The 26,507-nt window shown below is 48.0% G+C and carries 24 protein-coding genes and 1 tRNA gene; 13 read left to right on the top strand and 12 right to left on the bottom strand.

Going from position 1 to position 26,507, the window contains the following annotated elements:
• Nucleotides 1–87: 87 nt before the first annotated feature.
• The 5 genes from OSH01_RS03900 (at nucleotide 88) to OSH01_RS03880 (ending at nucleotide 5,118) form a co-directional block, all read left to right on the top strand.
• A complete protein-coding gene (locus OSH01_RS03900) occupies nucleotides 88–1,290 on the top strand; it encodes a glycine C-acetyltransferase (protein WP_266122732.1) in 1,203 nt (400 codons plus the stop codon).
• A gap of 57 nt (nucleotides 1,291–1,347) precedes the next feature.
• Nucleotides 1,348–2,325 carry a TRAP transporter substrate-binding protein gene (locus OSH01_RS03895; protein ID WP_266122731.1) on the top strand — a complete coding sequence of 326 codons (978 nt, stop codon included), beginning with the start codon at nucleotides 1,348–1,350 and terminating at the stop codon, nucleotides 2,323–2,325.
• 64 nt (nucleotides 2,326–2,389) lie between these two features.
• Entirely contained in the window at nucleotides 2,390–2,911 is a 522-nt protein-coding gene (locus OSH01_RS03890) for a TRAP transporter small permease (RefSeq protein ID WP_266122730.1), read from the top strand.
• A gap of 24 nt (nucleotides 2,912–2,935) precedes the next feature.
• On the top strand, nucleotides 2,936–4,237 hold the full coding sequence (locus OSH01_RS03885) for a TRAP transporter large permease (protein ID WP_266122729.1): 1,302 nt from the start codon (nucleotides 2,936–2,938) through the stop codon (nucleotides 4,235–4,237).
• A 56-nt stretch (nucleotides 4,238–4,293) separates the two neighbouring features.
• On the top strand, nucleotides 4,294–5,118 hold the full coding sequence (locus tag OSH01_RS03880) for a creatininase family protein (protein WP_266122728.1): 825 nt from the start codon (nucleotides 4,294–4,296) through the stop codon (nucleotides 5,116–5,118).
• Nucleotides 5,119–5,145: 27 nt separating this feature from the next.
• Here the strand turns inward: OSH01_RS03880 and OSH01_RS03875 are convergent, their stop codons facing one another.
• The 5 genes from OSH01_RS03875 to OSH01_RS03855 all read right to left on the bottom strand — a co-directional run bounded on the left by OSH01_RS03875 (nucleotide 5,146) and on the right by OSH01_RS03855 (nucleotide 9,079).
• Nucleotides 5,146–6,099: an NAD-dependent epimerase/dehydratase family protein gene (locus tag OSH01_RS03875; RefSeq protein WP_266122727.1), complete on the bottom strand. Its 954-nt coding sequence runs from the start codon at nucleotides 6,097–6,099 to the stop codon at nucleotides 5,146–5,148.
• A 169-nt stretch (nucleotides 6,100–6,268) separates the two neighbouring features.
• Nucleotides 6,269–6,562 carry an antibiotic biosynthesis monooxygenase family protein gene (locus tag OSH01_RS03870; RefSeq protein WP_266122726.1) on the bottom strand — a complete coding sequence of 98 codons (294 nt, stop codon included), beginning with the start codon at nucleotides 6,560–6,562 and terminating at the stop codon, nucleotides 6,269–6,271.
• A gap of 195 nt (nucleotides 6,563–6,757) precedes the next feature.
• Nucleotides 6,758–7,576, bottom strand: coding sequence for a MetQ/NlpA family ABC transporter substrate-binding protein (locus OSH01_RS03865; RefSeq protein WP_266122725.1), 819 nt, complete (start codon nucleotides 7,574–7,576; stop codon nucleotides 6,758–6,760).
• Between the two features lie 26 nt (nucleotides 7,577–7,602).
• On the bottom strand, nucleotides 7,603–8,265 hold the full coding sequence (locus tag OSH01_RS03860; protein ID WP_266122724.1) for a methionine ABC transporter permease: 663 nt from the start codon (nucleotides 8,263–8,265) through the stop codon (nucleotides 7,603–7,605).
• Nucleotides 8,258–9,079, bottom strand: coding sequence for a methionine ABC transporter ATP-binding protein (locus OSH01_RS03855; RefSeq protein WP_266122723.1), 822 nt, complete (start codon nucleotides 9,077–9,079; stop codon nucleotides 8,258–8,260). Before OSH01_RS03855 ends, OSH01_RS03860 begins: the two co-directional genes overlap by 8 nt.
• Nucleotides 9,080–10,205: 1,126 nt before the next feature.
• On the opposite strand from OSH01_RS03855, the gene OSH01_RS03850 reads away from it, so the two are divergent.
• The 4 genes from OSH01_RS03850 to OSH01_RS03835 all read left to right on the top strand — a co-directional run bounded on the left by OSH01_RS03850 (nucleotide 10,206) and on the right by OSH01_RS03835 (nucleotide 14,342).
• Nucleotides 10,206–11,450, top strand: a complete 1,245-nt coding sequence (locus OSH01_RS03850; protein WP_266122722.1) for a CaiB/BaiF CoA transferase family protein — start codon at nucleotides 10,206–10,208, stop codon at nucleotides 11,448–11,450.
• Nucleotides 11,451–11,504: 54 nt separating this feature from the next.
• The gene (locus tag OSH01_RS03845; RefSeq protein ID WP_266122721.1) at nucleotides 11,505–11,726 is read left to right on the top strand and encodes an acetyl-CoA carboxylase biotin carboxyl carrier protein subunit; all 222 of its coding nucleotides are present in this window, start codon (nucleotides 11,505–11,507) and stop codon (nucleotides 11,724–11,726) included.
• A complete protein-coding gene (locus OSH01_RS03840; protein WP_266122720.1) occupies nucleotides 11,723–13,297 on the top strand; it encodes an acyl-CoA carboxylase subunit beta in 1,575 nt (524 codons plus the stop codon). Before OSH01_RS03845 ends, OSH01_RS03840 begins: the two co-directional genes overlap by 4 nt.
• A 79-nt stretch (nucleotides 13,298–13,376) precedes the next feature.
• Nucleotides 13,377–14,342, top strand: coding sequence for a Bug family tripartite tricarboxylate transporter substrate binding protein (locus tag OSH01_RS03835; RefSeq protein ID WP_266122719.1), 966 nt, complete (start codon nucleotides 13,377–13,379; stop codon nucleotides 14,340–14,342).
• 39 nt (nucleotides 14,343–14,381) lie between these two features.
• Here the strand turns inward: OSH01_RS03835 and OSH01_RS03830 are convergent, their stop codons facing one another.
• A complete protein-coding gene (locus OSH01_RS03830; RefSeq protein ID WP_266122718.1) occupies nucleotides 14,382–15,068 on the bottom strand; it encodes a GntR family transcriptional regulator in 687 nt (228 codons plus the stop codon).
• Between the two features lie 638 nt (nucleotides 15,069–15,706).
• Here OSH01_RS03830 and OSH01_RS03825 point away from each other — a divergent pair.
• Nucleotides 15,707–17,086, top strand: coding sequence for an acetyl-CoA carboxylase biotin carboxylase subunit (locus tag OSH01_RS03825; RefSeq protein ID WP_266122717.1), 1,380 nt, complete (start codon nucleotides 15,707–15,709; stop codon nucleotides 17,084–17,086).
• 773 nt (nucleotides 17,087–17,859) lie between these two features.
• Here OSH01_RS03825 and OSH01_RS03820 read toward each other — a convergent pair.
• Together OSH01_RS03820 and OSH01_RS03815 are read right to left on the bottom strand one after the other, a co-directional pair.
• Nucleotides 17,860–17,935, bottom strand: a tRNA-Thr gene (locus OSH01_RS03820).
• 74 nt (nucleotides 17,936–18,009) lie between these two features.
• A complete protein-coding gene (locus OSH01_RS03815; RefSeq protein ID WP_266122716.1) occupies nucleotides 18,010–20,019 on the bottom strand; it encodes a BCCT family transporter in 2,010 nt (669 codons plus the stop codon).
• A gap of 242 nt (nucleotides 20,020–20,261) precedes the next feature.
• Between OSH01_RS03815 and cysP the strand changes: the two genes are divergently transcribed.
• The 3 genes from cysP to OSH01_RS03800 are packed head-to-tail and all read left to right on the top strand — an operon-like array spanning nucleotide 20,262 to nucleotide 22,979.
• The gene (cysP, locus tag OSH01_RS03810; RefSeq protein ID WP_266122715.1) at nucleotides 20,262–21,260 is read left to right on the top strand and encodes a thiosulfate ABC transporter substrate-binding protein CysP; all 999 of its coding nucleotides are present in this window, start codon (nucleotides 20,262–20,264) and stop codon (nucleotides 21,258–21,260) included.
• 4 nt (nucleotides 21,261–21,264) lie between these two features.
• A complete protein-coding gene (gene cysT, locus OSH01_RS03805) occupies nucleotides 21,265–22,158 on the top strand; it encodes a sulfate ABC transporter permease subunit CysT (RefSeq protein ID WP_266122714.1) in 894 nt (297 codons plus the stop codon).
• Nucleotides 22,155–22,979, top strand: a complete 825-nt coding sequence (locus tag OSH01_RS03800) for a sulfate ABC transporter permease (RefSeq protein ID WP_266122713.1) — start codon at nucleotides 22,155–22,157, stop codon at nucleotides 22,977–22,979. Before cysT ends, OSH01_RS03800 begins: the two co-directional genes overlap by 4 nt.
• A gap of 74 nt (nucleotides 22,980–23,053) precedes the next feature.
• Here OSH01_RS03800 and OSH01_RS03795 read toward each other — a convergent pair whose 3' ends face one another.
• The 4 genes from OSH01_RS03795 to OSH01_RS03780 form a co-directional block, all read right to left on the bottom strand.
• Nucleotides 23,054–23,473 (bottom strand): ClpXP protease specificity-enhancing factor, encoded by a 420-nt coding sequence (locus tag OSH01_RS03795; protein WP_266122712.1) that lies wholly within the window; start codon nucleotides 23,471–23,473, stop codon nucleotides 23,054–23,056.
• A 6-nt stretch (nucleotides 23,474–23,479) separates the two neighbouring features.
• On the bottom strand, nucleotides 23,480–24,088 hold the full coding sequence (locus OSH01_RS03790) for a glutathione S-transferase N-terminal domain-containing protein (RefSeq protein WP_266122711.1): 609 nt from the start codon (nucleotides 24,086–24,088) through the stop codon (nucleotides 23,480–23,482).
• Between the two features lie 143 nt (nucleotides 24,089–24,231).
• On the bottom strand, nucleotides 24,232–25,086 hold the full coding sequence (locus OSH01_RS03785) for a cytochrome c1 (RefSeq protein ID WP_266122710.1): 855 nt from the start codon (nucleotides 25,084–25,086) through the stop codon (nucleotides 24,232–24,234).
• 14 nt (nucleotides 25,087–25,100) lie between these two features.
• Nucleotides 25,101–26,489 carry a cytochrome b gene (locus OSH01_RS03780; protein WP_266122709.1) on the bottom strand — a complete coding sequence of 463 codons (1,389 nt, stop codon included), beginning with the start codon at nucleotides 26,487–26,489 and terminating at the stop codon, nucleotides 25,101–25,103.
• Between the last annotated feature and the right edge of the window lie 18 nt (nucleotides 26,490–26,507).

The raw sequence follows: 26,507 nt of genomic DNA, 5'->3' as shown, positions 1-26,507 counted from the left end.
AATATAGTCTGTTATTTAGGAATGGCAGAACTAAACCAAGCTTAACTATAGCAGACACTATTGCCATTATTGAGATAGGAATACACCGTGCATAAAAGTCAATTTCAAACCCATTTACAAGCTCAACTGGATGATATTCGTCAAGCTGGATTTTATAAATCTGAACGCGTGATTACCGCAGCACAATCGACAGCCGTGAACTTGCAAGAAGGCAGTCAAGTGTTGAACTTTTGCGCTAATAATTATCTAGGTTTGGCAGATGACGCCAGAATAGTGGAAGCGGCCAAGAACAGCTTGGATAATGTTGGTTTTGGCATGGCTTCCGTGCGTTTCATCTGTGGTACGCAATCCATTCATACTAAGCTTGAACAGCAACTGGCGCAGTACTTAGAAAAAGAAGCAGCAATTTTGTATTCCAGTTGCTTTGATGCGAACGTGGGGTTGTTCGAGGCCCTGCTGACAGAGCAAGACGCGATTATTAGCGACGAGCTCAACCACGCCAGCATCATCGATGGGATACGTTTGTGTAAGGCGAAACGCTTTCGCTACAAAAACAATAATTTGCACGATCTAGAGCAAAAACTGATTGAAGCGGATCAAGCGGGTGCGCGCTTTAAGCTTATTGCTACTGATGGCGTGTTCTCGATGGACGGCATTATTGCTGATTTGTGTGGTATTTGTGATCTAGCCGATCGTTACGGTGCGTTGGTCATGGTGGACGACTCTCATGCAGTAGGCTTCATGGGGGCTCAGGGGCGAGGCACGCCATACTTATGTGGGGTGCAAGACCGGGTTGATATTCTCACCGGAACGTTCGGCAAAGCACTGGGTGGAGCATCGGGCGGATATGTCGCCGCTAGCGACACCATTGTTCAGATCTTGCGTCAGCGCAGCCGTCCTTACCTTTTCTCTAATGCCCTAGCCCCTAGCATTGCCGCCGCTACGCTGCGCGTACTGGAACTGCTGCAAAGCGATGAAGGTGAACAGCGCCGTGAGCAGCTTCATGCAAATAGCCAGTACTTTAGGGAGGCGATGACCAAACTGGGCTTTGAGCTTATTCCAGGCCAGCATCCGATTATCCCTGTCATGCTGGGTGATGCGCGAGTGGCCGCAGAAATGGCTGAGCGCTTATTGCTACGTCAGGTATATGTTGTAAGCTTTTCTTTTCCTGTCGTGCCCCAAGGCTTGGCGCGAATTCGTACTCAAATGAGTGCGACGCACACGCGTGCTCAGTTGGATCAGGCCATTGAGGCATTTGGTATTGTTGGTAAAGAACTAAACCTTATTTGAGAATAACGCTAATATACTTACGTTCGTTACTATTTAAGGTTAAAAGGAGACTCTCACATGCGTATGATTATGACCCCCCTTATGGTGTCGCTCGCCTTGTCTGCTTGGGCAAGCCAAGCGCAAGCAGAAAAATGGGATATGCCTTTGGCATATCCTGCGAACAACTTTCACTCGGAAAATGCAGCCGATTTCGCGGTATGTGTTAAAGATAAGACCGGTGGAGCACTGGAAATTGTGACTCACCCGAATGGCTCTTTGTTTGCTGGTAATGATATTAAGCGTGCCGTGCAAACGGGCCAAGTGAGTATCGGCGAACGGGTAACTTCTGCTCACGAAAACGAAAACCCTATCTATGGTATCGAGGCAATTCCGTTCTTGGCTACGTCTTTCGAAGCTTCGGATCGTTTGTGGAAAACCGCTCTTCCAGAAATGAAAAAGGTCATGGACTCACAGAACCTAGTGTATGTGTATTCCGTACCTTGGCCTGCTAGCGGCTTTTATACCAAAAAAGAGATTAATACGGTCGATGATCTGAAAGGTATTAAGTTTCGTGCTTACAACGCTGCTACTGCCCGCATTGCAGAGCTGGCTGGCATGATTCCTATGCAAATTGAAGCGGCTGAATTGAGCCAGGCCTTGGCTACTGGTGTGGTCGACAGCATCATGACCTCTAGCACCACTGGGGTGGACTCCAAAGTGTGGGAACAAGACGTGAAGTATTTCTATAACGTACAAGCGTGGTTGCCGCGTAACGCAGTTTTTGTGAACAAACGTGCGTGGAATAAGTTGGATGATGCGACACGTGCTGCCATCACCGAGTGCGGTGATAAAACCTACGAAGAAGGTTTGGCAAAAGTGATGGCCTTGTCTGAGCAGTACATGAAGACCTTGAATGAAAACGGTGTTGCCGTGACCGAACCCAGCCCAGAGCTAGAAGCTGGTTTGGCTAAACTTGGTGAAGTAATGACTGCTGAGTGGCTCAAAAAAGCAGGGGATAACGGGAAAGTGATTATTGAGGCTTATCAGGCTCAATAACACCCTGCGAGGGGGAGAGTCATGTGGCCCCCTCCCTTTCCCCTATTAACTTAGGTATACATTTGTGACTTCACTGCTTTGTAAATTGCGTCGTGTGCTCGACGCGCTCTATACCGTGGCCGGTGGGCTAGCAGCCGTTTGTCTATTTGCGCTATTGCTGCTTATTGTGGCGCAAATGGGGGCACGTGCAGCAGGCATTAATTTTCCTGGCTCGACTGATTATGCTGGCTACTTGATGGCGGCCAGTTCTTTTTTGGCTTTTGCCTACACCTTGAATCGAGGTGGACATGTACGAGTTTCTTTGCTTATTGGTCGCTTAACAGGCTCTGCTCGCTACGTCGCGGAACTGCTATGTCATACCTTAGCGCTCATCATGACGAGTATTTTGGCCTGGTATGCGGTAACGATGGTGTATTGGTCTTATGAACTGGGTGATGTCAGTCAAGGTCAAGACGCTTCTCCCTTGTGGATCGTGCAAAGTCCATTAGCAATAGGAGCCGTTATTTTGGCTATTTGCTTCTTGGATAATTTGGTCAGTCTGCTGGTGCGTAAACAGGACAATATCGCTGCTGATGTTGTGGGTTAACAATCGATAACAATACTGCTGACCATGGAATCTTTTTATATTATTGGCACGTTTCTTTTCGTGCTGGCCTTATTGCTAGGTAGTGGCTTATGGGTGGGTCTGGCCCTGTTAGGCTGCGCCTATGTTGGCATGGAGTTGTTTACGACTCGCCCAACCGGCGATGCGATGATGACCATATTGTGGCGTTCGTCTTCGTCGTGGTCATTAACCGCCCTCCCCCTATTTATTTGGATGGGAGAGATCCTATATAGAACTCGCTTGTCAGAAGACATGTTTAAAGGCTTAGCGCCTTGGTTGTCACGTTTGCCGGGCGGTTTATTGCATACCAATATTGTAGGCAGCACAGTTTTTGCGGCGGTATCAGGGTCTTCTGCAGCCACGTGTTCCACCATTGGACGCATGTCTATCCCCGAGCTGCGTAAGCGTAACTATCCTGAGTCCATGATTATGGGCACCTTGGCGGGTGCAGCCACGCTGGGTTTATTAATCCCCCCATCATTGATTTTGATTGTTTATGGGGTGACGATTAACGAGTCTATCAGCAAGCTATTTCTAGCGGGAATTATTCCCGGCTTAGTCCTGGCTTTGCTTTTTATGCTGTACACCGGCATTGCGGCACGTTTTTCCCGCACTTGGAAGCCAGAACAAGAACCCACGATTTCATTTAAAGAAAAGCTTTGGCGTTCACGTAGTTTGTTTCCTGTCATTGCTCTGATTGGCATGGTGATCGGCTCTATGTATGCGGGTATTGCTACGGCAACCGAAGCGGCGGCTGTTGGGGTGGTGGGTGCTTTAATCATTGCAGCGCTACAGGGCTCACTTCGTTGGGGCACTTTTATTGATAGCTTATTGGGGGCGACGCGTACCTCGGCCATGATCGCTTTACTGTTGGCGGGGGCAGCGTTCTTGACACTGGCTATGGGCTTTATTGGTTTGCCGCGCACACTTGCTACCTGGATTGGCACTTTAGGCTTGTCTCAGCTAGAGTTGCTGTTTGTGTTGCTGCTGTTTTATATCGTCATTGGTATGTTTTTAGACGGTATTTCAGCTGTGGTATTGACGATTTCTATCGTAGAACCCATTATTCGCCAGGCTGGTATTGATCCCATTTGGTTTGGGGTTTTTGTGGTTATCACGGTAGAAATGGCTCAAATTACTCCCCCTGTTGGGTTTAACCTGTTTATCTTGCAAGGTATGACGGGGCACGATTTAGGCTACCTTGCTAAAGCTGCTTTCCCCATGTTCTTGGTCATGATTCTGATGGTGACGCTACTCATCATTTGGCCTGAAATGGCAACGTGGTTACCACAACAAATACGCCAGTAAGTCGTGCTGATGCGTTTAGTTCTTCATCTTTTGTTTACACAATTTGTTTATTTATTATGAAATTAGAAACCAGCCCCTGGTTGCATGAGCTTAGCTGGCCAGCCATTGAAAGCTACTTGCAGCATGACGATATCGTGATTATTCCGGTCGGAGCCACTGAGCAACACGGCCGTCACACCTCTATGTCGGTGGATACCGAGTGGTCCATCGCCGTAGCAGAAGGTGCCGCGCTACAAGCGAAAGTATTAACTGTCCCACCGATACATTTTGGTTGGTCCCCTCATCATTTGGCATACCCAGGCGCGATTACCTTGCGTCCAGAGACCTTGATTGATGTATTGGTCGACGTAGGCCAGAGCTTGGTGTATCACGGCTTTAAGAAGTTAATTTTTATCAACGGTAACCGTTTGGCGAACCATGCGCCGATGGAAATTGCCGCGACGAAACTCCGTTTTCAAACGGGCGCTTTTGCCTCCGTGGTTGACGTAGGTTTGGTCGCTAGGCGTGAAATTGCAGAAATTTGCCCCACAGGACAAACCGGTCATGCAGGGGATATTGAAACCTCCTTCATGCTGCATTGGAGGCCTGAACTGGTGGACATGAGCAAAGCGGCGGCTGGCAGTGTACATGGTGGCGGCCCTATCGCTGGGCACCCCATGATGCTGGAGCCACCTTTTGATTTGAATGCGGTGACGATTCGCTCTACCGATGTAGAACTACGTGCTGCGTCGGCACCTACCGGAATTGCGGGCGATGCTCGCATAGCAACGGCAGAAAAAGGTAAGGCGGGGCTTGAGGCCATTATCCGTAACACCGTGATGCATATTGATCAGGTGCGTAAGATTAAGGTGGAACTCAAGCCTACGACGATTCCTATCTGATCGTCGTGTAGGCTGTGTTAAGGCGGCTTAGGCCGCCTTTTTTGTGGTGTCGATGTTCGCTAACATCGTTTGCACCAAAGTACGTAGATCAAACTTAGCCTGCCATTGCCAGTCTTGGTGTGCCACAGAGTCGTCTATGCTAGCAGGCCAACTGGCAGCAATCTGTTGGCGGTAGTCAGGCTCATAGTGCATGGCTAAGGCTACGCCCTGGCGTTCAATTTCAGCGGCTATTTCGGCGGGGGTAAAGCTTATGCCGGCAACGTTGTAGCTGCCACGCTCACGAATACACTCTGCAGGGGCATTCATCAGCTCTATGGTGGCGCGTACGGCATCATCCATGTACATCATGGGGAGTGCTTCATGGGCGTCAATAAAGCATGTGTAGGTATGTTGCGTCAGGGCAGCAGAAAAGATTTCTACGGCGTAGTCGGTCGTGCCTCCACCCGGGGCTGTTTTGTAGGAAATAAGCCCAGGGTAGCGCAAGCTACGTACATCTACCCCATACTTTTGGTGATACCAGCGGCACCAGCCTTCCCCTGCTTGCTTAGCAATGCCGTATAGGGTGCTGGGTTCCATTATGGTGTGTTGTGGTGTTTCGTGGGCGGGAGTGTTAGCACCAAATACCGCAATTGAACTAGGCCAAAACACGCGTAGCTGATAGTGGCGGGCTGCCTCTAACACATTCAGCAAACCAGTAATATTAAGATTCCACGCGGCCTGAGGGTTTTTTTCCGCCGTAGCAGATAACGAGGCGGCCAAGTGATATACCTGCGTGACGTGGTATTGTTGGATCACTGCGTTAAGCATGTCCGCGTCGAGAACACTGAAGCTTTCGTGTTTTGTGCCCGCGCCATGTGTGGCGGGGCCTAAATCTGCCGTGATGACATTATTGTTGCCGTAGTCTTGGCATAGACGCAGGCTTAGCTCCGTGCCAACTTGGCCGTTTGCTCCGATTATTAGTATGACTTCTTGCTTGCTCATCGCTATGTAATCCAATATATCGAATATTTTATTTCGTATATTGAATATAATATAAGACGAGGCGATTGTCCAATATATGGTTTATTTGTTCTTTATATTGGAATTTATGCGTGTGTTGAGAAAGTAAAAAGCCACCGAAAGGTGGCTTGCTGAGTCGATCACTGTGATATTAAGCGCGCACAAAGTGCTCGATGACAGGCGGTTGTGCAAAAAACGGCCCTACAATGGCGCGCCACTGGGGAAACAGTTCAGACTCGCGAAAGCCAACAGTGTGGTCTTCTAAGGTTTTCCAACAGATCGTGAGCAAGTAGCGCTCAGGAGACTCTATGCTGTGTTGCAAGCTGTATCCCATGAAGCCCTTCGCTTGACCGATAACGGTGGTGACGCCACGGTGCACGGCCTCTTCAAAGGCTTGTTGTTGCCCAGCAGAAATACGGATATCTACAATTTCTTCAACGTTCATGATGTTTCCAAATCGGGGTTATATAACCGCATGGGCATACTGCCACAGCGTCCGTAGTCAGTATTGTGCATGAGTGCCGACAGTTGTAAAAGGGCATTCTCTTTGTGCTGTTGAGCGTCTAATGAATAATCCCCGGCAGCGTAAGCTGTTCCGGGGAAGTAGTACCACTGAGCCGTGAGGCTTGATGGTTACTTTTTACTTGAGGCCAGCAGGCTGAACGTAGCCAGGAAAGTGCTTGTCTAGTGCTGCTTTGAATTGTGTTGATTTAAAGCTGGCGGCCAAGTCTTGCGCCCAAGGCTTCTCAGCGTCAGCAGCTTTCACTGCAACCACTTGTTGGTACTCTATAGGGGGGACTTCTAAAGTGACGGCGCTGGTTAAGTCCAAGCCCGAGGCAATAGCAAAGTTACCGGGCACGATCGCGAACTCGGCATCACCAATAGTGCGTGGCAATTGTGCAGCTTCAACAGGTTGGAAACGGATCTTTTTGGGGTTTTCAACGATATCTTTTTCAGTGACGCGCAATGGGTCTATATCTTGCTTCATGGTGATGACACCATTGTTTTGCAGTAATTGCAGCGCACGAGCCAAGTTGCTGGGGTCGTTAGGAACGGTGAAACGATCACCCTCTTGAATATCGTTTAGACTTTGGCGCTTGGAGGCATAAATGCCCATCGGCGCCGTAGTGCTTTGTACTAGGTCGATTAAATCCAGTTTTTGATCGGTTTTAAAGCGATTTAAGTATGCGATGTGCTGGAATAGGTTGGCGTCCAATGAGCCTTGAGCCAAGGCCATATTAGGCTGCACATAGTCGTTAAACTCGACCAGCTTTACTTTATAGCCTTGGTCTTGCAGTTGGGGAACGATGGCTAGTTTCAGCACGTCGTAGTTATAGCCGGCCGTAGCGCCAAACACGAGTTCGGTTTTATTAGGATCAGCTGCTTGTACGGTAGCTGTGCTGAGGCTAAATAAAACGGCTGCGGTGCCTAGCAAGAGCTGGCGACGAAGTGTCAGCATAGTGATTCCTTCAAAATAAGTAAAAGTTAGCGTTTATCCAAACGGTGGGCTAAGGTGTTGCCGCCAAATTGAATAATTTGCACCAGTACAATCAAAATTGCTACGGTTAAAAGCATGATGTCGGTTTGAAAGCGGTAGTAGCCATAGCGTATTGCTAAGTCACCAATGCCACCACCACCCACGACCCCTGCAATGGCCGAATAGGATAGAAAACTAACGGCCAATACAGTAAGGGCCAAAATAAGGCCGGAGCGCGCTTCACGAGCTAATACACGCCATACGATTTGCAACTCTGAGGCGCCCATGGCTTGGGCTGCTTCGATCACGCCTTTCGGCACTTCCCGTACACTTTGCTCGACCAAACGGGCAAGGTAAGGAATGGCGGCTACAGATAACGGCACGGATGCGGCCAAAGGCCCTATCGACGTACCGACCAAGACGCGAGTGATGGGGACTAGCGCCACTAATAAAATGATAAATGGAAATGAACGTACCGTATTCACCACCCAGCTAACGATGAGGTAAGCAGGTTTATTAGCCAACGATTGGCCTGGGCTCATTAAAAATAATAAGATCCCTAATGGCCCACCCAGGAGGATAGCCGCGGTGAGGCCTATGCCTAACATCAGAAAAGTTTGAGCGATGGATAGCCAAAGCTCGGGCAAAATAGCGACAATATTTTCAAACATGGCTGCTCTGCTGATAGAGAGATTTTAAAAGCTCGTGACGTTTGTGTTCTTCGGCGAGTTCTCGACCCAGCATACTGGTGCGCGGTGTACTTTGGTCGTGTACGTCGAACTGTTCAATTAAATGGCCCTGCTCTAGCACGGCTACACGCGTACATAGGCTTAATACGACGGGTAGTTCATGGGTCACGATAACAATGGTGACACCTAACTGTTGGTTGATATCACGCAGCGTATCGAGCACGGATCGGGTCGTTTCTGTATCCAGGGCGGAGGTAGGTTCGTCACAGAGCATGACCTTAGGGCGCGGTGCTAAGGCACGGGCAATGGCTACTCTTTGTTTCTGTCCGCCCGACAGTTGTGCAGGGTAATGATGCAATTTATCGCTCAACCCTACTAGTTCAAGGCACTCATGGACGCGAGCCTGGACTTCAGTGGCGTGGAACTTGCCGTGTAGCGTTAAGGGAAAGGCAACGTTCTCATAGACGGTGGCATTTTGCAGCAAATTAAATTGCTGAAAGATCATCCCTAAGTCTTGACGCGCCAGCCGTAGGGCTTTTTTATTCAAACCCGTTAAGTCTTGCCCAGCTAATAACACCTGCCCTGAGTCGGGGCGCTCGAGCAGGTTAATCATGCGCAGCAGCGTAGATTTGCCCGCGCCACTTTTACCGATCAACCCAAATATCTCACCCGCTGGGATATCTAGAGATAGGGCATGCACAGCGTCAAACTGCTTCCCATCGGGAAGCGTAAAAGTTTTACTGACGTTACTGAGCCGAATTAAAGGCGGTGAACTAGGAGCAGAGTGAGTGTGCATGGTAGCTGTATTTGGGAGGTTAGCGCTGGTAAAGATAGTCGCTCTAACCAAATCAAGGCAGTGATTGTCACATGTGTTAACAGAACTGGTTAAGCTGATTTCCAATAACTATATTTCTTTTTTATATTAAGAGTATGGTCAGGAAAACCCCAGCGCTGATGGACTTCTATCTTAGCAGACCCTGTCGGCTTCTTATGCCTATAAGGGCTATGTTAGGTTTTTAGACTGAGCTTATGACCTAGACTAATTTTTTTATTTCTGTGTATAAGCCACGTTGTATACCAAGGGAGTTTATATCAGCCATAGGAATGCATGAACGCTTATCAGCATACCGTGACGGACAGATAGTGCTGGTTTTTTACTAAAGCTGACGGAGTACTCGGATGAAAGGCTAATCCAGTGTGGTGATCGCCTGCTTGCTCAGTGTTGGGAGGGATTGGGTAGACAATAGCGCATGGTGCTGGCGATTGGTGATCTGGAGGCAGAAAAGTTTTATCGCCGTGCTTCTGAGCCAAATAACCGCTTGTTAAATTTAGGCGATCGCTACTATCTGAAACAATAGCTCCGACGTTGCCCAAGCAAGGGTTAAAACCCGTTCTCAGAAATTTCTAAACACGCTAGCAGGGGCTCGCTAAGACTCGGCGCTTAGTCGTACCAAAGACTAGGCGTAACAAGAAGGCGTAAGCCCTCTATCATCAATATGACGGTCTTACCCGATTGTTGCCAGACCTACACATCGTAGGCTCCGTCTTAAGACAGTCTCCTCCAACTCCATGTTGAAACGCATACTAGGACGACTGTCTCCAGCCACGGCTATCGTACCGCATCGCAGTCGCTTTGCATAAACTTATCCGCCCGTCAAATATGCATCCACGTTATCCCTGTTCACTGGGCCATTGTACTCAGCAGGCAATGCACATTTTCGCAACGGGTTTGAAGCACTCCAGAGGCGTAAGCGCATATACCTGTGTGTCTATTGTTCTCATACTTTTTCAGAGTATAAAAAACAGGAGAACAATAGGAGAGTCTTTTTGGTTTACATAATGGTATGCAAAATTGTTGACAATAATATTTTCAAACATGTATATTTGACATGTCTACCAAAGTATTCAAAGGAGGCTTTGCCATGGGTAGCAGAAAGATGAGTTCAAGCTCAAAGGATGGACCGCTGGAGGGCTACAAAGTCATTGAGTTAGGGTCGACCGTTGCAGGACCATTTTGTGCCCGGCTACTTGCTGATTTTGGTGCAAACGTGATTAAAGTAGAACAAAAGGAAGGGGATGCGGTTCGGTATATGGGACGCCAAAAAAAGGGCCGCTCTTTATATGGCGCATCGATACTGCGCAATAAAAAAATTATTTCCGTAGATTTGCGTAAAGATGAAGGGCGTCACATTATTCGCCGTTTATGTGAGACAGCCGATATCGTGATTGAAAATTTTCGCCCCGGAACCCTAGAGCGCTGGGGGCTTGGTTACGAGGAGCTATCGCTCTCTAACCCAGGTTTAATCATGGTTCGTATAAGTGGTTATGGCCAAGATGGTCCTTACAGTCAACAGCCGGGTTATGGCGTTGTGTGTGAGGCATTCAGTGGTATTCGCGAAATTACTGGATACCCAGACCGTCCACCAGCACGCGTTGCCGTTTCGATGACGGACTATATCACTGGCTTATATGGAGCCTTCGGGGCGGTTATGGCTGCCCTTGAGCGTAAGCGAACTGGCCATGGGCAAGTCGTCGATGCGGCCTTATACGAAGCTGCTTTTAGCTTTATGGAACCACATATCCCTGCCTTCCAACAACTAGGAGAAATAGCGCAAAGGTGTGGGTCTCGGCTTCCGGGTCATACACCCAATACGTTGTTTGAAACGTCGGATGGTCAGTACATCCACATTACAGCCGGTTCTCAAAGTATCTTCAAACGGTTGGCCAAGCTGATGAAGCGTTCCGATCTTCTTGCAGATCCGCGATATGCGACTCCCACAGCAAGATCCGAACACGAAGACAGTATTGAATTAATAGTATCTGAATGGACCCGAGCTCACACTCTTGTAGAGCTTGAAAGCATTTTAAGTAATGCGGCAGTCCCAGCATCACGTATCTACAATCTGAAAGATATTTTCCAAGACAAGCACTACCAAAGCCGCAATATGATTGTCACACCTGAAGACAGTGAGTTGGGGCCAATTGCTATGGCCAATGTTGTACCAAGACTCTCTCGCACTCCGGGCGTAGTGCGCTGGGCGGGACACAATATTGGCGCAGACACTCACTCAGTATTGGCTCAAGAGCTTGGTTTTAGTGCTGAAGAGTTAAAAAAATTGATCGTAGCAGATGTTATTTACGCTGCCCATGTTTCAGAAAACGACTAGCAACAGAATTAAAGCGTGCCTTCTATTGCGCGCAATATCTAAGGAGATAAAAGGGTGTCTAAAGTTGAAATTAACTCCCCGGTTACCGGGACAGTATGGAAGATTGACGTCACAGTTGGCAGCTTCGTGAATCAGGGAGACGTAATCATGATTCTTGAGTCTATGAAAATGGAAATTCCCGTCGAAGCAAGCATCAGTGGAGTGGTCAAAGCCCTGTATGTACAAGCTAATGATACTGTTGAAGATGAGCAAGTACTTTGTGTGGTGGAGCCATGAACACAGTCAGTGAGCGAGACAGATTTGCAGAACTTGCCTTTAGGCGTGCTGAAGCAAAAAAAATGGGCGGCCCGCAAGCCATTGCCCGCCAACGGAAAAACGGTCGTCAAACCATACGTGAACGTATTGCTATTATTTCGGACGCAGGCAGCTTTTACGAAATTGGCACTTTAGCGGGGACAGGCGTTTATGATGAAAATCAAAATTTAGTATCAGTGACGCCAGCTCCGTATGTGGGCGGTTTAGCTCGTATTGATGGGCGACCTATCGCTTTAGGTGGGGAGGATTTCACAGTGCGCGGCGGAACGACATTCGGTAGCGCGCGACGCAAAGGCGGTCAAGGTGGTTTCATTGAAGATTTGGCCCATCACTACCGCATACCTTTAGTTAATTTAATTGATGGAGCTGGTGGCAGCGTAGCCTCCATCAAACGTCGGGGGCATAGCGTTTTTCCTGGAGTACATGGGTTTGAACGCTCGGTAGAGCTACTTGGTGAAGTTCCCGTCGTGTCAGCAGTGCTAGGAACCGCAGCAGGAGGACCTGCCGGTCGCGCCATACTTTCGCATTTTTCCGTTATGGTTGAAAACACCAGCCAAATTTTCGCAGCAGGTCCTCCTGTGGTTAAACGGTCCTTAGGTCAGATCATCGATAAAAATGATTTAGGAGGCACTAAAGTTTCAGTCAATAAAGCAGGGACCATACATAACAGCGCCTCCTCAGAAAAAGATGCCCTAGAGCAAGTCCGCAGATTCTTAAGTTTTATGCCTAGTAATGTATGGGAGCTTCCCCCCGTATCCGTTTGTTCTGATCCTGTGGACCGATGTGATGAGCGACTAGCTAACATCATTCCCGAGAAACGAACACAAGCCTATAGTATGCATCGGCTTGTTCAAATGGTTGTTGACGAAAACTCAAGCTTTGAAATTCAACCGTCATACGGTAAATCGGTAATTACGATGCTGGCCCGACTTAACGGGCGTGTTGTCGGAGTTATTGCGAACAATCCTATGGTTTACGGAGGTGCTATGGATGCGCATTCTGCACGAAAGCAGATACATTTCATGGAGTTATGTGACACCTTTCATATTCCGCTGGTGTTTTTTGTCGATGTGCCTGGCTTTATGGTCGGCCTTAAAGCTGAACAAGAAGGCACACTACGCGAAGGGATGCGTGCAGTATTCATCGCTGGTAAGCTGAAAGTTCCTACCATTACACTCGTAATTCGCAAGTGCTATGGGATGGCAGGTATGGCTACATGCAATAAGAACGACGTCGATTTAAAAATAGCTTGGCCATCAGCTGAATGGGGCTCACTTCCTGTGGAGGGTGGAGTGGCTGCAGCTTTTCGGAAAGAGATTATGAGTGCCTCCGATCCTATAGCCAAAGAACGCGAATTGGAGGCAGAGCTTAAGCCTTATGCTTCACCCTTCCGCACTGCAGAAGCCTTCGCCGTTGAGGAGATTATTGATCCTCGCGAGACGCGTCCAATACTTTGCGAGCTTATACACCTAGCCGAAAAACGCCTACAGGCAGAGGTCGGGCAAAAATTACGATGCGGAGTCCAGCCATAAGTCATTACCCCCTGCGTAAAGGCTCTTACCCTTTACGCTTTTTTTAGAATCATAAAAAATGACACTTCCGGAGACATGTATGTTAAGAATTATTAGTCGGTTTGTAAGCGCTGTCTGCTTCATTGTTAGCGGCTCAGCATACGCAGCAGATTATCCTTCTAAACCTATCAAAATGAATATAGGTTTTTCTGCTGGAAGCGCCACTGATCTTATTGGACGAATTCTTTCAGAGCAACTTAGTAAGCGCCTAGATCAACCTATTATCGTTGAAAACAAAGTCGGAGCTGGCGGTTCTATTGCTGCTCAAGATACCGCCAGATCATCTGCTGACGGCTACCATATACTATTAGTGTCTAGCGCAATTGCCGTTAACTCTGCCGTGTATCAGGCGGCTGATGCCGTACTTGATGAGTTGGCCCCAATTGCACTCATTGGTTATTTGCCTACCGTGCTAATGGTATCTAATGACCTCCCCGTCAGCACCATGAGCGAATTTATTGAGTACACAAAAACAAACCCGGGTAAAGTTAATTTTGGCAGCTCAGGCATAGGAGGCTCTACGCATATGGCCATGGAAGCATTTGCGGGTTATACGGATACAGAGCTGATGCACATTCCTTACAAAGGTAATGGACAGGCTAGCGTTGCATTACTAGGCAATGAAATTGATGCGATGATGGAAACTTTACTGCTTGCCGCACCGGTAATTAATACAGGGCGCGCTAAAGGGCTTGCAATTTCAACCGAACAACGCTCAACGCTTATTCCCGATGTGCCTACATTCACCGAGGCGGGCGTATCTGATTACGATCACAGTTTATTTTTTGGCGTCATGGGGCCAAAAAATATGCCACCAGCACTGATCGAAAAACTAAATAGTGAAATAAATGCAGTATTACAAAGCCCCGCTACACGAGATAGATTAGTACAGACAGCAGGCCTTACTATCGCGAATAGTACGGCGCAGGAATTTAAAGAAATCTTAGTAGACGAAGTTGAGTTATGGAAAAAAGTCGCTTCTTCTGCAGGCATCGCACCTCAATAGGTGACAGAATCAATATAAATCATGTACGCGGCTTTTTGATCACATTAAATATTTTTGATATTGACGAAATGTCTCAAATGAGCCGCGTATATTAGCGCGTTTCAATTGCTCTGCTTTTTCCGCATCCCCTGCAGCCATCGCTCGCAAAAGCTCTTGATGTTCTTTTAGACCTTGTTTTGCCCGCCCTGGTACTAACATCAGGCGGCGTATTAATACTTTAGTACGGTCGTAAAAACCTTCCATCTGAGCTGCTAAGATCGGATTGTCTGCTGCGGTAAGTGTCTTTTCACGGAACAGATTTACGCAGCTAATGTAGTAATCTAAATTATCTTCAGCAAGTGCCTTAACAGCTGGCTCGCCCATACGCTCAATTAGGTCGGTCCACGAATCGGATGTCGCTTTCTCAGTGGCTAGCCGGACTGCTAACGCCTCAAGTACTTCTCGTACTTCAAAAAGGGCATACACTTCTTCTACGTTCAGGCGAGTAACGACAGCTCCCCTATTGGGTATACGTTCAATGAGCCCTCGGTCTTCAAGTACCCCGAAAGCCTCCCTTATTCGAGGTCGTGAAACGTTAAACTCCTCCGTGAGAACTGCTTCGCTCAACTTAGAGCCAGGGGGCAACTCATGATTTACGATACGTTCTCTAAGGATTTCGACAACGTCCTCCATGCTAAGTTTGGTAGCAGAAAGCCCTTCTCGTACTTTTACTGTGTTTTTCGTCACGTAAGTTTCACCTCAATCTATGAGCGCTAAGTATACGATATTGTGGCAAGCATCTGGATTCCAGAAGGCGGCTTGTGTTGTGGGAAATGTAATGCTACTGGCTGGCCAGAAAACTCTCAATGAAACTTTTTGCCTCGTGAGCCAACAGGCTCTCTGCGTTAAGTTATAAAGCAAACTTATTGTCAGCCGCGCGACAAACGAATAATAGGGCTCACGCCTGACTGATCTATCCTCCCTTAAAAGCATAACGGGCGCTGCCCCCGTTGGTGCATTATCTGTAAACGTCTTACATACCGACTCACCGGCTACAACTACTCTATTGAGCGTAAAAAAATGATGACAATTTTGTCTACATTTTAGTATACTTATATGAGGCCAAAAATAGTAACTATATTATTGTTAAAAAAATTCTATTAGCCTCATAAATATAAAAGGAAGTGTGGAGGCGGAGACTACGCAACAGGAAGTTAAAAACGTGTTGCTCCATTCAGTATCGTAGATGAACTTGATCATGACATTTACCTACTTAGTGACTCCAGTGTATGTACTGATGCCACACGCTCTTTGGTGTAAATGCTTACTCCGGAACACAAACCTTACGTAACACCCAACTTAGAACATTATTATGGAGTGCACCCATGATCGCAGCCGCTCAGCATAAATTACTGATTGCCAATCGAGGAGAAATCGCCTGCCGCATTATTCGAACTGCTAAAGAGCTTCAAATCCCAACGGTCGCGGTGTATTCGGAAGCCGATAAGCATGCCATGCATGTAAAAATGGCTGATGAAGCGGTTGCCGTTGGGCCTGCACCCGCACGTGAAAGTTATCTACGTATAGATGCGTTACTGGAGGTGGCTCGTCAAACTGGAGCCACAGCAGTTCATCCCGGCTATGGCTTTCTAGCTGAGAGTGCTGAGTTCGCTCAAGCGGTGATGAGTGCAGGCTTGGCATGGGTGGGGCCCGCTGCACAATCGATTACTGACATGGGAGACAAAGAGCGGGCGCGCAAAATGGCCAAACAGGCCGGTCTTCCCGTCTTGCCAGGCAGCTCACGGTTCTATCCGGGTGAGACGGCCGGGCTAGTTCGGGCAGGACAAGAAATCGGCTACCCTTTATTGGTCAAAGCGGCGGGTGGGGGCGGCGGGATTGGTATGCAGATGGTAGAAAACCCTGAAGATCTACTTGCGGTGGTTTCAGCTACACAATCCATGGCAGAAAAGGCATTCAATAATGCTGGGGTGTATCTTGAGCGGCTCGTACGCACGGCACGTCACATTGAAGTGCAGGTGTTTGGATTTGGTAACGGTGTGGCTGTACATCTTTACGACCGAGAATGCTCAATACAGCGTCGATTTCAGAAGGTGCTTGAGGAAGCACCAGTCCCTAATTTATCAGACGAGGTCCGTAAAACCTTGCACAGCTCCGCCATCGCGTTAACTCAAGCACAAAATTATAGCGGAGCGGGGACTGTGGAGTTTATCTACGATTGCGATCGCCAGGAAGCTTATTTCTTGGAAATGAATACACGCATACAAGTGGAGCACCCCATAACCGAAGCTATTACCGGTATTGACATCGTCAAGTGGCAGATTCTACACGCACTCAATCATTTACCGATTCAGCATCAAGAAGACATTCCTTTGCATGGACATGCGGTAGAGGTCAGACTGTATGCCGAGCGCCCAGATAAAAACTTTCTTCCATCACCTGGAGTTATCAATGCATTGACCTGGCCCGCATCGGTAGATGGACTACGTATCGATACTGGGGTACGCGTCGGTGATCGCATAACGCCATTTTACGACCCGATGATTGCTAAGTTTATTGCACATAAAGATAACCGTGACGATGCTATTGACTTGCTTACACGCGCTATTGAGCAACTTGTGATAGATGGACTACATACAAATGCCTATTTCCTTCATGAACTATTGCAGGATCCTAGTTACCGTGCCTTCAAGATAAATACCAATTTCATTGGAGAATATTTTATGAAGCGAGGCGACAAGACGTAAGTCTGGCTATCATATCTAATATATACGTGCTAAATAAACGTGAACAAACTTGCTTGGCTGATTTGCATTCGAATGCTCACCGCTCCGATTTTTTATCAGCAGTTGTTATGATTTTGCCCTCAAGCTTGAGGGCTCGGCTTTCCATAATAAATAGGGATGATGGAATTTTTTACACTAACTTTTGTAAAGAAATACGTGCAAAAAGAGCTTTTTATATCCCTACCTAGAGTGGCCCGATTTTGTTGCTGAAAGCACCGCTGGCTCTGTTGGGACTTTAGTTTAGAGTGAGCTTTTGAGAGTGTGATTACCCCCTAGCCGATTTCAACAATGGTTAAAAGGGTAAAGAGCAAGTTTTCCACCAGAAGCCTTCTCTATGGTCACTAGTAAGAAGCTAGGCTTGGGCCCTCTTTATATATACTTAAAAAATCATTCAACTCATCTTGCAGGTTCTCAGGACCTATAGGTAGGAACGACATTTTCTGTCTTGCGCAGGCTGCCTGATATTCCAGAATTCGATCACATCATAGTGAAACCTTTTTGAATTGTGTGGGTTATCACTCTAGAAAAATGATTGATAAACAGCGTTGAAGCTAATGTCTTGTCAGATAAATGTATTTGAATCCCTGATTTTAGATATTTTGAGATTCAAACTTGTATTGCAGGCTTAGTGCAGTTCAGGTGGCGTCATTAATCATATATAAAAACTACCCCCTGTACAGTATAGAGCCAAAAAACAAAACGCCAATCCATAAGGATTGGCGTTTTGAGTATCTTGGTGCCGGCTAAAGGAGTTGAACCCTCGACCTTCGCATTACAAGTGCGCTGCTCTACCAACTGAGCTAAGCCGGCGAAGAATTTAAAATTATACAACAATATTTTAAAAAGCAAAGCGTTTTTTAAAATATTTCTCGTGCGCTTAGTAGTTATGTGCCATTCGGCGTGCTAGCGGCCTCTGTATCATGCACTAAATGAAGGAAATGGCGGTGACGTTCGTACTGATCTAGTAGATCGCCGATGACATCATCTTGGCTCCATCCCATGATGTCGTAGTCTTGGCCACCTTCAGTTAAAAACACTTCAGCCCGATAGTAGAAACGTGTTTCGTCCTTGTCGGCATCGTTAGGATGCAAAGAGGGGCGAATGTGGCTGATGGGCTTGACGGTATAGTAAAAGTCTTGATATTCCCCGTGGTGCTCTACATGCAAGCTTAATGCTGGGATGTGGTCTGCATCTTCCCCGTGTTCGACTACAACATCGAACCCCGCTTTTTTTAGCTCGGTTGCTACGGCGTTCATGGCGGGCTCTACGGTTTGGTGAATAAAGTTATTCACCTGACGTTGATTCGGCATCACCACTAAGTTACGCAAACGCTTCTGCCAAGGCTGACCTGCCACGATAGGCTGGCTGCGAGCAACCGTTTGGTATCGTATTGTGCGTTTGGTGGCGTCCAGTTTCAAGGCGCGGAACAGGCCCCAGATCGAGGCTAACAAAATGATAGAAAACGGCAGTGCGCTGGCGATGGTAGCCGTTTGTAGGGCAGTGAGACCGTCTGTTAATAAGAGCGCGATGGCCACTAAACCTGTCAGGCTAGACCAAAATACTCGCTGCCATACGGGTGAAGGCATGTCTTCTTTAGAGGCGAGCAAGTCTATGACTAGGGCGCCTGAGTCGGCGGAAGTCACGAAAAACACCACCACCATGCAAATAGCAATAAAGGAGGTAATGCTTGATAAAGGCAGCTCTTCAAGGAAAACAAATAAGGCTTGAGAAGTATTCGCCTGCACGACAGCGCCAAAATCACGCATGCCGTCTACCAAGATATAGTGAATCGCGGTGTCGCCAAACACTGTCATCCAGAAGAGGGTAAAACCAGCGGGTACAAGAAGCACCCCACGCACGAATTCACGGATGGTGCGCCCACGGGAAATGCGGGCGATAAACAAGCCTACAAATGGCGACCATGCGATCCACCAGCCCCAATAAAACAGTGTCCAACCACCGATCCACTCGTTAGGTTCATAGGCGTATAAATTAAAGGTCTTATAAACCAGATCAGAAAGGTAAGCGCCCGTATTTTGTACGAAGGTTTGTAATAAGAAAACAGTAGGCCCTAGCGCGAGTACGAACACTAAAAGCAGGACAGCTAGTACTAGGTTGATCTCAGACAAGATTTTAATGCCTCGATCTAGCCCGCTGGCCACAGATAGAGTCGCTAAGCCGCAAGCAATAACAATCAGAGTAATTTGGGTCTCGGTGTTTTCGCTCAGGCCAAATAAATAATTAAGGCCGCTATTAATTTGCTCGACGCCAAACCCCAACGAGGTGGCCACCCCAAATACCGTGCCCAGTATGGCAAAGGTATCCACGGCATTACCGATGGGGCCATAGATGCGGTCACCGATCAGGGGGTACAGGGCAGAGCGTAACTTCAGTGGCAGGCCGTGACGGTAGCTAAAGAAGGCGAGGACTAAGGCCACAATGGCATAAATAGCCCAAGCGTGTAGCCCCCAATGGAAGAAGGTGATCTTCATGGCCTCGTGGGCAGCATAAATGGTGCCCCCTGCCCCGACAGGCGGATCTAAAAAGTGCATGACGGGTTCGGCTACACCAAAAAACATCAGGCCTATGCCCATGCCGGTCGAGAACAACATGGCAAACCACGTCACATCTCGGTACTCCGGTTGAGAATGGTCAGGGCCGAGTTTGATGTTGCCGTAGCTGCTCACGGCAAGAAAGATAACGGACAGAAGAATGATTGCTACGGTAACTATGTAGAACCAGCTTACATTCTCCAGTATCCAGCCTTGAGTGGCGGAGAAAATAGTTTGGGTGAACTCTGGCGCAACCCCTGCCAGTATCACAATCAACAGTATTAATGCTGCTGCACTGAAAAATACGGGTGGGTGCAGACTCGTCGCAGTCTTGGTTTGCATTGCTGTTCCTTGTACGGTTTCGCAGTAGCAATTGAGTGTAACTAATTTCGTTTGACAATGAAATGATTGCGCCCCTATTCATTTCAATTCTTTAAGGTTTGAAAAAGGGGGCTATATATCTTTTGGGTATATAAGAATAAGTAGAAGGTCGTTCGGTTTGATATTTCGTTTACCCATAATAAACAGCATCCTTACAAATAAACTACGGGTTAATACCCTTGGATCGCTACTCAGGTGTAACAATGAAAATCAAACAGTTCGTGCTTGCCGCCAGCGTGGCATTAGGATCTTTTACTGCCTCTGCGCAAACCACGCTGCTCAATGCCTCGTTCGACGTGGCCCGGGAAACATTTGCCGCGATTAATCCCAAATTTGTTGAGTATTGGAAGCAAGCGAAAGGCGAGGACATTAAAATTGATCAGTCCTTTGCAGGGACTTCACGTCAGGCCCAAGATATTGCTCAAGGAAAAAAAGTAGATACCGTTACCTTTAACCAGGTAACTGACATTGAGTTTTTGGCGGATCGCGGTTTTGTGGCGAAAGATTGGGCTGGTAAGCTGCCAAACAATAGTTCTCCTTACTACAGCACTATCGCTTTTTTAGTCCGTAAGGGTAACCCTAAAAACATTCAAAACTGGGATGACTTGATCCGTGAGGATGTAAAACTGGTCTTTCCTAACCCTAAAACATCTGGGAATGCACGTTACACGTATTTAGCGTCGTGGCTGTACGCAGATGACAAGTTTGGTGGTGATGAGGCCGCTACCAAGGATTTCGTGCGTAAGGTATTACACAACGTAGAAAATTTCCCTACCGGTGGACGTGGGGCGACAGTGGCATTTGCGCAGAACGGTCAAGGTGACGTGCTGCTAACGTTCGAGTCTGAGGTAATCAATATTGCTGGCAGCGATGAGTTTAAAGACAGCGAGCTAGAAATTATTGTCCCACCTGTGAGCGTATTGGCCGAGTTTCCCGTGGCGGTGGTGGATAAAGTCGTTGACCAAAAAGGAACGCGCGAGCAAGCAACGGAATACTTGAAGTTTCAATATACGCCTGATGTACAACGTATACTGGCTGACTTTAATTATCGGGTGACCGATCCCGAGGTGGCGAAAGAGTACTCCTCTAAGTTTGCACCGGTGAAATTACTCAACCCTACCGACACCTTGGGTAGCTGGAAAGATATTCAAGCTCGTCATTTTGCTTCTGGCGCCCAGTTGGATCAATTGCTAGCCCGCTAACTTCATGAGCCTTGCCATTTCTGTGTTTAACCGTGCATCACTGACAACTTTTTTGCAGCGAGTAGGGTTTTTTCGTCAACGCCCGGTTTTGCCGGGCTTTTTCCTTAGCTTCGGTTTTAGTGTTCTTTTTCTATCACTCATCGTCTTGTTGCCTCTGTCTGCCTTGATGATGTATGTCAGTGAAATGAGCTGGGCGCAATACTGGCATGCGATTAGCGATAGACGAGTGCTTAGCGCCTATAGCGTTACCTTACAAGCCGCGCTGTACTCCACGCTCATTGCTACCGTGGTGGGCTTTATTATCGCGTGGATGATCAGTCGGTACGAATTTCCTGGTCGACGCCTGATTGATGCGTTGGTCGATTTACCATTTGCCTTACCTACCTCGGTGGCCGGCCTAACATTGGCCACCCTATTTGTGTCAAATGGTTGGTTAGGGCAATGGCTAGAGCCTCTGGGGATCAAGATAGCCTATCAGTTCCCGGGTATTGTGGTGGCCATGATTTTCACTAGTCTGCCGTTTGTGGTACGGATTGTGCAACCCGTGATGGAAGAGCTGGGTGCGGAATATGAGGAAGTTGCACAGACGTTAGGTTCTAGCCCGTGGCAAACGTTTTGGAAAGTGATTTTTCCTCCTTTGATTCCTGCCGTGGTAACGGGCTCCTCGCAGGCGTTTATTCGAAGTCTGGGGGAGTTTGGAGCGGTCATTATGATTGCAGGCAATACACCTTATAAAACCGAAGTCGCGTCGTTGATGATTTATGTACGTTTGCAAGAGTTTGAGTATCCTGCCGCCGCAGCGATTGCCTCTGTGGTGTTGATGGCTTCCTTGGTTTTGCTATTTACCTTGCAATGGGCTCAAACCCGCTTATTAGGTTGGCAAAGGCAAGTAGCATGAGAAAGAGTCCAAAAACGCTGGGGTCACGTCTGGTCTTGTTGGTGGGGCTGATGCTCGTTGCCCTATTGCTGCTGGTGCCGTTGAGCCTCATTTTTGTTAAAGCATTGAGCGAAGGCTTACCTGCCTTATGGGAAAATCTGCAAGCGGATTATATGCAGCATGCCATAGGGCTCACCTTGTTTGTGGCGGTGATTACCGTGCCGCTAAACATGCTCTTGGGGATGGCTCTTGCGTGGTGTATGACGCACTATGACTTTGTGGGTAAACGTGTGCTCAGTATCATTATTGATATCCCTTATGCCGTATCGCCGGTAGTGGCCGGTCTTTGTTATCTAGTGGTGTACGGGGTAGAAGGAATCGTGGGGCATTGGTTTGCCGAGCATGATATACAGTTGATGTTTGCGTGGCCAGGTATATTGCTCGTCACCATTTTTGTCACCACCCCCTATGTCGCCCGTATTTTAATGCCCTTGATGCAAGCACAAGGGTCTGACGCGGAAAGTGCGGCATTAAGTCTGGGTGCTAATGGCTGGCAAATTTTTTGGCATGTGAGCCTGCCTAACATTAAGTGGGGCTTAATGTATGGTGTCGTACTGACCAATGCACGTGCTATTGGTGAGTTTGGTGCCGTCTCCATTGTCTCGGGTACCATCATGAACCAAACCCTTACACTGTCTTTGTTAGTGGATCAATTGAATAACGATAATAAAGCGGCAGCCGCTTTTACCGCTGCCGCCCTGTTGGCAGTGATAGCGATTGCAAGTGTGGCAATTAAAAGCGTGTTGGAATGGCGTTTGGATGCGGCGGAGCGCGCGGGCTAAACGTTAGGCACAAGAAAAAGCCGACCTCGCTTAAGCGACATCGGCTTTTTTTACGCACTAGCAAAGGCGCTACTTTATTTCACGATACTTAAATGTGAAGGTTTCGCATCGTCTGATTTTTTCGTTTCCGAGCTTGAGCTGCTTGCCTGGGCAGGCTGATCGGATTCGGCGTAAGGAGCAGACTCAACGACTTCAAACCCCATTCCGGCTCCCGTTTCGCGTGCGTAAATAGCAGAAACAGCAGCAATCGGTACGAAAATATCTTCGGTAATTCCACCAAAACGAGCTTGAAACTCGATGTAGTCATTGCCGATACGCAATCCGTTAGTGGCCAAATGCCCAACGTTGAGCGTGATTTGGCCATCTTGGATGTGAGCCCGAGGAACGACGGTATTTTCGTCTATGGTCACAACAATGTGTGGTGTATAGCCGTTATCCGTGCACCATTCGTGTAAAGCGCGTAATAGATAGGGTTTAGTAGAGCTTTCTTGCATAGGCGTTTAGCGACGCATCACTTTTTCAGACGGAGTTAGTGCCTCAATATAAGCAGGACGTGAGAAGACTCGTTCAGCATATTTTTGCACAGGTGCGGCGCTTTTGGGTAATTCAATACCGTAGTGATCCAGACGCCAGAGCAAGGGTGCTACGGCAACATCGAGCATGGTGAACTCTTCACCCAGCATGTAGCGATTTTTCAGCAAAATGGGCGCTAACATGGAAAGGTGATTACGAATGCTTGCGCGTGCAGCATCTTGCGATTTGGTATCGGTATTACGGCGGTCTTCCAGCGTGTTGACATGTACAAACAGCTCTTTTTCAAAGTTGTACAAGAACAGGCGCGTGCGAGCACGCATGGTAGGGTCCGCAGGCATCAATTGAGGGTGTGGAAAACGCTCATCGATGTACTCGTTGATGATGTTGGACTCGTAAAGAACCAGGTCACGTTCCACCAAAATGGGAACTTGGCCATAAGGGTTCATGACGGCGATATCTTCGGGCTTGTTGTACAAGTCGATGTCGCGGATCTCGAAGTCCATGCCTTTTTCAAACAGCACGAAACGGCAGCGCTGTGAAAACGGGCAGGTTGTTCCAGAATAGAGCACCATCATGGTATGGGATTCCAATCGTAGAAATGAAAATAAGAGCCAAAAAGGGGCTCAGGAAACAATGACCAGTTATAGCTCTGGCCATGTAGATCTGGCGCGAGGAACTAGCATGAAAGCAGTTCCCCGACTCAGGATAGGATAACGCTTTATTTAACGTCTTTCCAGAAGACGCGGTTTAGACGCCAAGCAACACCGAAAAACACCAGTAAGAATAGCACTACACCCGCACCGATTTTCTTACGTGTTAGCTGCGCGGGTTCTGCCATCCACCCTAAGAAGTTAGCTAGATCGGCGACGTCGTTGTCGTAGGCTGCCGCTTGTTTGGCGTTAACAGGGGTAAGGGTGACGTTGTCGACCGCTTTGCCACTGTAGTTGGCTAAGGTTTCGGTATTTATGACAGAGAAGCCCTCGGGGTCGTAGCTAGCTGTGGTGCGCACCCATTCTTTGGTACCGTCGTCGTTAGTGACTTGAGCGATAGTTTCGCGCTTAACACTGTTCCCACCTTGACGCTCCCACATAGCGTGGGGCATGCCTACGCTTGGAAAAGCGAGGTTGTTCCAGCCTGTTGGGCTGGCTGCATCACGGTAAAAAGTACGCAAGTAGGTATAGATATAGTCTGTACCAGAAGGGCCTAAGTTAGTAGATTTGGCACGTGCAATAACAGATAAGTCAGGGGGGGCCGCACCAAACCATTTGGCTCCCATTTCACGTGTCATGGCGATTTTCATTAAGTCGCCAACCTTATCAGCCGAAAATAGCAGGTTTTTTCTGATTTCGTCGTCAGTAAGGCCAATTTGTGTCAGGGTGTTGTAACGCACAGCATTGGCGCTGTGGCAGTTCAAACAGTAGTTCACAAACAATTTGGCACCATTTTGCAACGAAGCCATATTGTTGATTCGGTTGGGCGCAGACTCTATGGGATAGCCAGCTTCGGCGGCAAAGCCTACCGAGCAGCTTAAAGATAATGCCAGAGCGCCAAGCAGTTTTTTAATCATGGTCATTCCGTAAATGTTATCTAGTGAGGGCGGAAGGTCACGCGCTCGGGCACAGGTTTAAATGTACCCAGACGGCTCCAGACAGGCATCAGGAAGAAGAACGCCAAGTAGATCACGGTACCAATCTGGCTAAGCAGGTTGTAGAGATCATTTGGTGCTTGTGTGCCCAAGTAGCCCAGGATCACGAAGTTGACGATGAAAATCGCATAAAAGAATTTGTGCCAGGTAGGACGGTAACGGATTGACTTGACAGGGCTGTGATCCAGCCATGGCAAGAAGAATAGAATTACCACAGCGCCGCCCATGGCCACCACACCCCAGAATTTGGCATCGATAACGCGGAAAGCAACGGCAACGGCCAACAAAATGAAAGGAATGGCGATACGCAGCATACCTTGCAGATTACCACGCAGGAACAGGGCTACGGCTCCGAATACGGAAGCGCCAGTCAAGATCCAGGTGAAGTCGTCGGTAGTGGCACGCAGCATAGAGTAAAACGGCGTGAAGTACCACACAGGAGCAATATGCGGAGGAGTCTTTAAGGCATCAGCAGGAATAAAGTTGTTGTATTCCAAGAAGTAGCCGCCCATTTCTGGGGCAAAGAACATAATGGCCGCGAAAATGATCAGAAAGCCTGCCACACCAAGGATGTCGTGCACCGAGTAGTAAGGATGGAAAGGAATGCCATCTAAGGGGCGACCTTGCGCATCTTTGGGGCCTTCTTTGATTTCGATACCATCTGGGTTGTTGGACCCTACTTCGTGCAAAGCGATAAGGTGTGCGACGACTAAGCCCAAGATAACCAGCGGGATAGCGATAACGTGCAATGCAAAGAAGCGGTTCAATGTGGCATCAGAAACAACGTAGTCACCACGAATGAAAATGGCCAGGTCAGGTCCGATGAGAGGAATGGCAGCAAACAGGTTCACAATAACCTGAGCACCCCAGAAAGACATTTGGCCCCAGGGCAAGAGGTAGCCAAAGAAGGCCTCGCCCATTAAGCATAAGAAGATAGCAACGCCAAAAATCCACACCAGTTCGCGCGGTTTACGGTATGAGCCGTAGAACAAGCCGCGCAGCATGTGCAGATACACCACCACGAAGAACATGGAGGCGCCAGTGGAGTGCATGTAGCGGATCATCCAGCCGCCCGGCACTTCACGCATAATGTATTCCACAGACTCAAACGCTAATTTGGCGTCGGGTTTGTAGTTCATAACCAGGAAAATCCCGGTGACGATTTGGATAACTAGCACTAATAGTGCTAAGGAACCGAAGAAATACCAAAAATTGAAGTTCTTCGGAGCATAGTATTCAGACATATGCTCTTTGTACATGGATGTCAGGGGGAAACGCCTGTCAATCCATCCCAAGAGTCCTGTCGTTTCGACGGTTTTCTCGCCAGCCATGAAACGGCTCCTTCTATC

It is taken from the genome of Alcaligenes endophyticus (assembly GCF_026344035.1).
Lineage (GTDB): Bacteria > Pseudomonadota > Gammaproteobacteria > Burkholderiales > Burkholderiaceae_B > Alcaligenes > Alcaligenes endophyticus.
Note: the sequence above shows the minus strand (reverse complement) of the source record. Positions and strands in the feature narration are given on the sequence as shown.

Coding starts and splice junctions, on each gene's coding strand:
- OSH01_RS03895 (WP_266122731.1), top strand. CDS start 1,348: ATGCGTATGATTATGACCCCCCTTATGGTGTCGCTCGCCTTGTCTGCT.
- OSH01_RS03885 (WP_266122729.1), top strand. CDS start 2,936: ATGGAATCTTTTTATATTATTGGCACGTTTCTTTTCGTGCTGGCCTTA.
- OSH01_RS03880 (WP_266122728.1), top strand. CDS start 4,294: ATGAAATTAGAAACCAGCCCCTGGTTGCATGAGCTTAGCTGGCCAGCC.
- OSH01_RS03875 (WP_266122727.1), bottom strand. CDS start 6,099: ATGAGCAAGCAAGAAGTCATACTAATAATCGGAGCAAACGGCCAAGTT.
- OSH01_RS03870 (WP_266122726.1), bottom strand. CDS start 6,562: ATGAACGTTGAAGAAATTGTAGATATCCGTATTTCTGCTGGGCAACAA.
- OSH01_RS03865 (WP_266122725.1), bottom strand. CDS start 7,576: ATGCTGACACTTCGTCGCCAGCTCTTGCTAGGCACCGCAGCCGTTTTA.
- OSH01_RS03860 (WP_266122724.1), bottom strand. CDS start 8,265: ATGTTTGAAAATATTGTCGCTATTTTGCCCGAGCTTTGGCTATCCATC.
- OSH01_RS03855 (WP_266122723.1), bottom strand. CDS start 9,079: ATGCACACTCACTCTGCTCCTAGTTCACCGCCTTTAATTCGGCTCAGT.
- OSH01_RS03850 (WP_266122722.1), top strand. CDS start 10,206: ATGGGTAGCAGAAAGATGAGTTCAAGCTCAAAGGATGGACCGCTGGAG.
- OSH01_RS03840 (WP_266122720.1), top strand. CDS start 11,723: ATGAACACAGTCAGTGAGCGAGACAGATTTGCAGAACTTGCCTTTAGG.
- OSH01_RS03835 (WP_266122719.1), top strand. CDS start 13,377: ATGTTAAGAATTATTAGTCGGTTTGTAAGCGCTGTCTGCTTCATTGTT.
- OSH01_RS03825 (WP_266122717.1), top strand. CDS start 15,707: ATGATCGCAGCCGCTCAGCATAAATTACTGATTGCCAATCGAGGAGAA.
- OSH01_RS03815 (WP_266122716.1), bottom strand. CDS start 20,019: ATGCAAACCAAGACTGCGACGAGTCTGCACCCACCCGTATTTTTCAGT.
- cysP (WP_266122715.1), top strand. CDS start 20,262: ATGAAAATCAAACAGTTCGTGCTTGCCGCCAGCGTGGCATTAGGATCT.
- cysT (WP_266122714.1), top strand. CDS start 21,265: ATGAGCCTTGCCATTTCTGTGTTTAACCGTGCATCACTGACAACTTTT.
- OSH01_RS03800 (WP_266122713.1), top strand. CDS start 22,155: ATGAGAAAGAGTCCAAAAACGCTGGGGTCACGTCTGGTCTTGTTGGTG.
- OSH01_RS03795 (WP_266122712.1), bottom strand. CDS start 23,473: ATGCAAGAAAGCTCTACTAAACCCTATCTATTACGCGCTTTACACGAA.
- OSH01_RS03790 (WP_266122711.1), bottom strand. CDS start 24,088: ATGATGGTGCTCTATTCTGGAACAACCTGCCCGTTTTCACAGCGCTGC.
- OSH01_RS03785 (WP_266122710.1), bottom strand. CDS start 25,086: ATGACCATGATTAAAAAACTGCTTGGCGCTCTGGCATTATCTTTAAGC.
- OSH01_RS03780 (WP_266122709.1), bottom strand. CDS start 26,489: ATGGCTGGCGAGAAAACCGTCGAAACGACAGGACTCTTGGGATGGATT.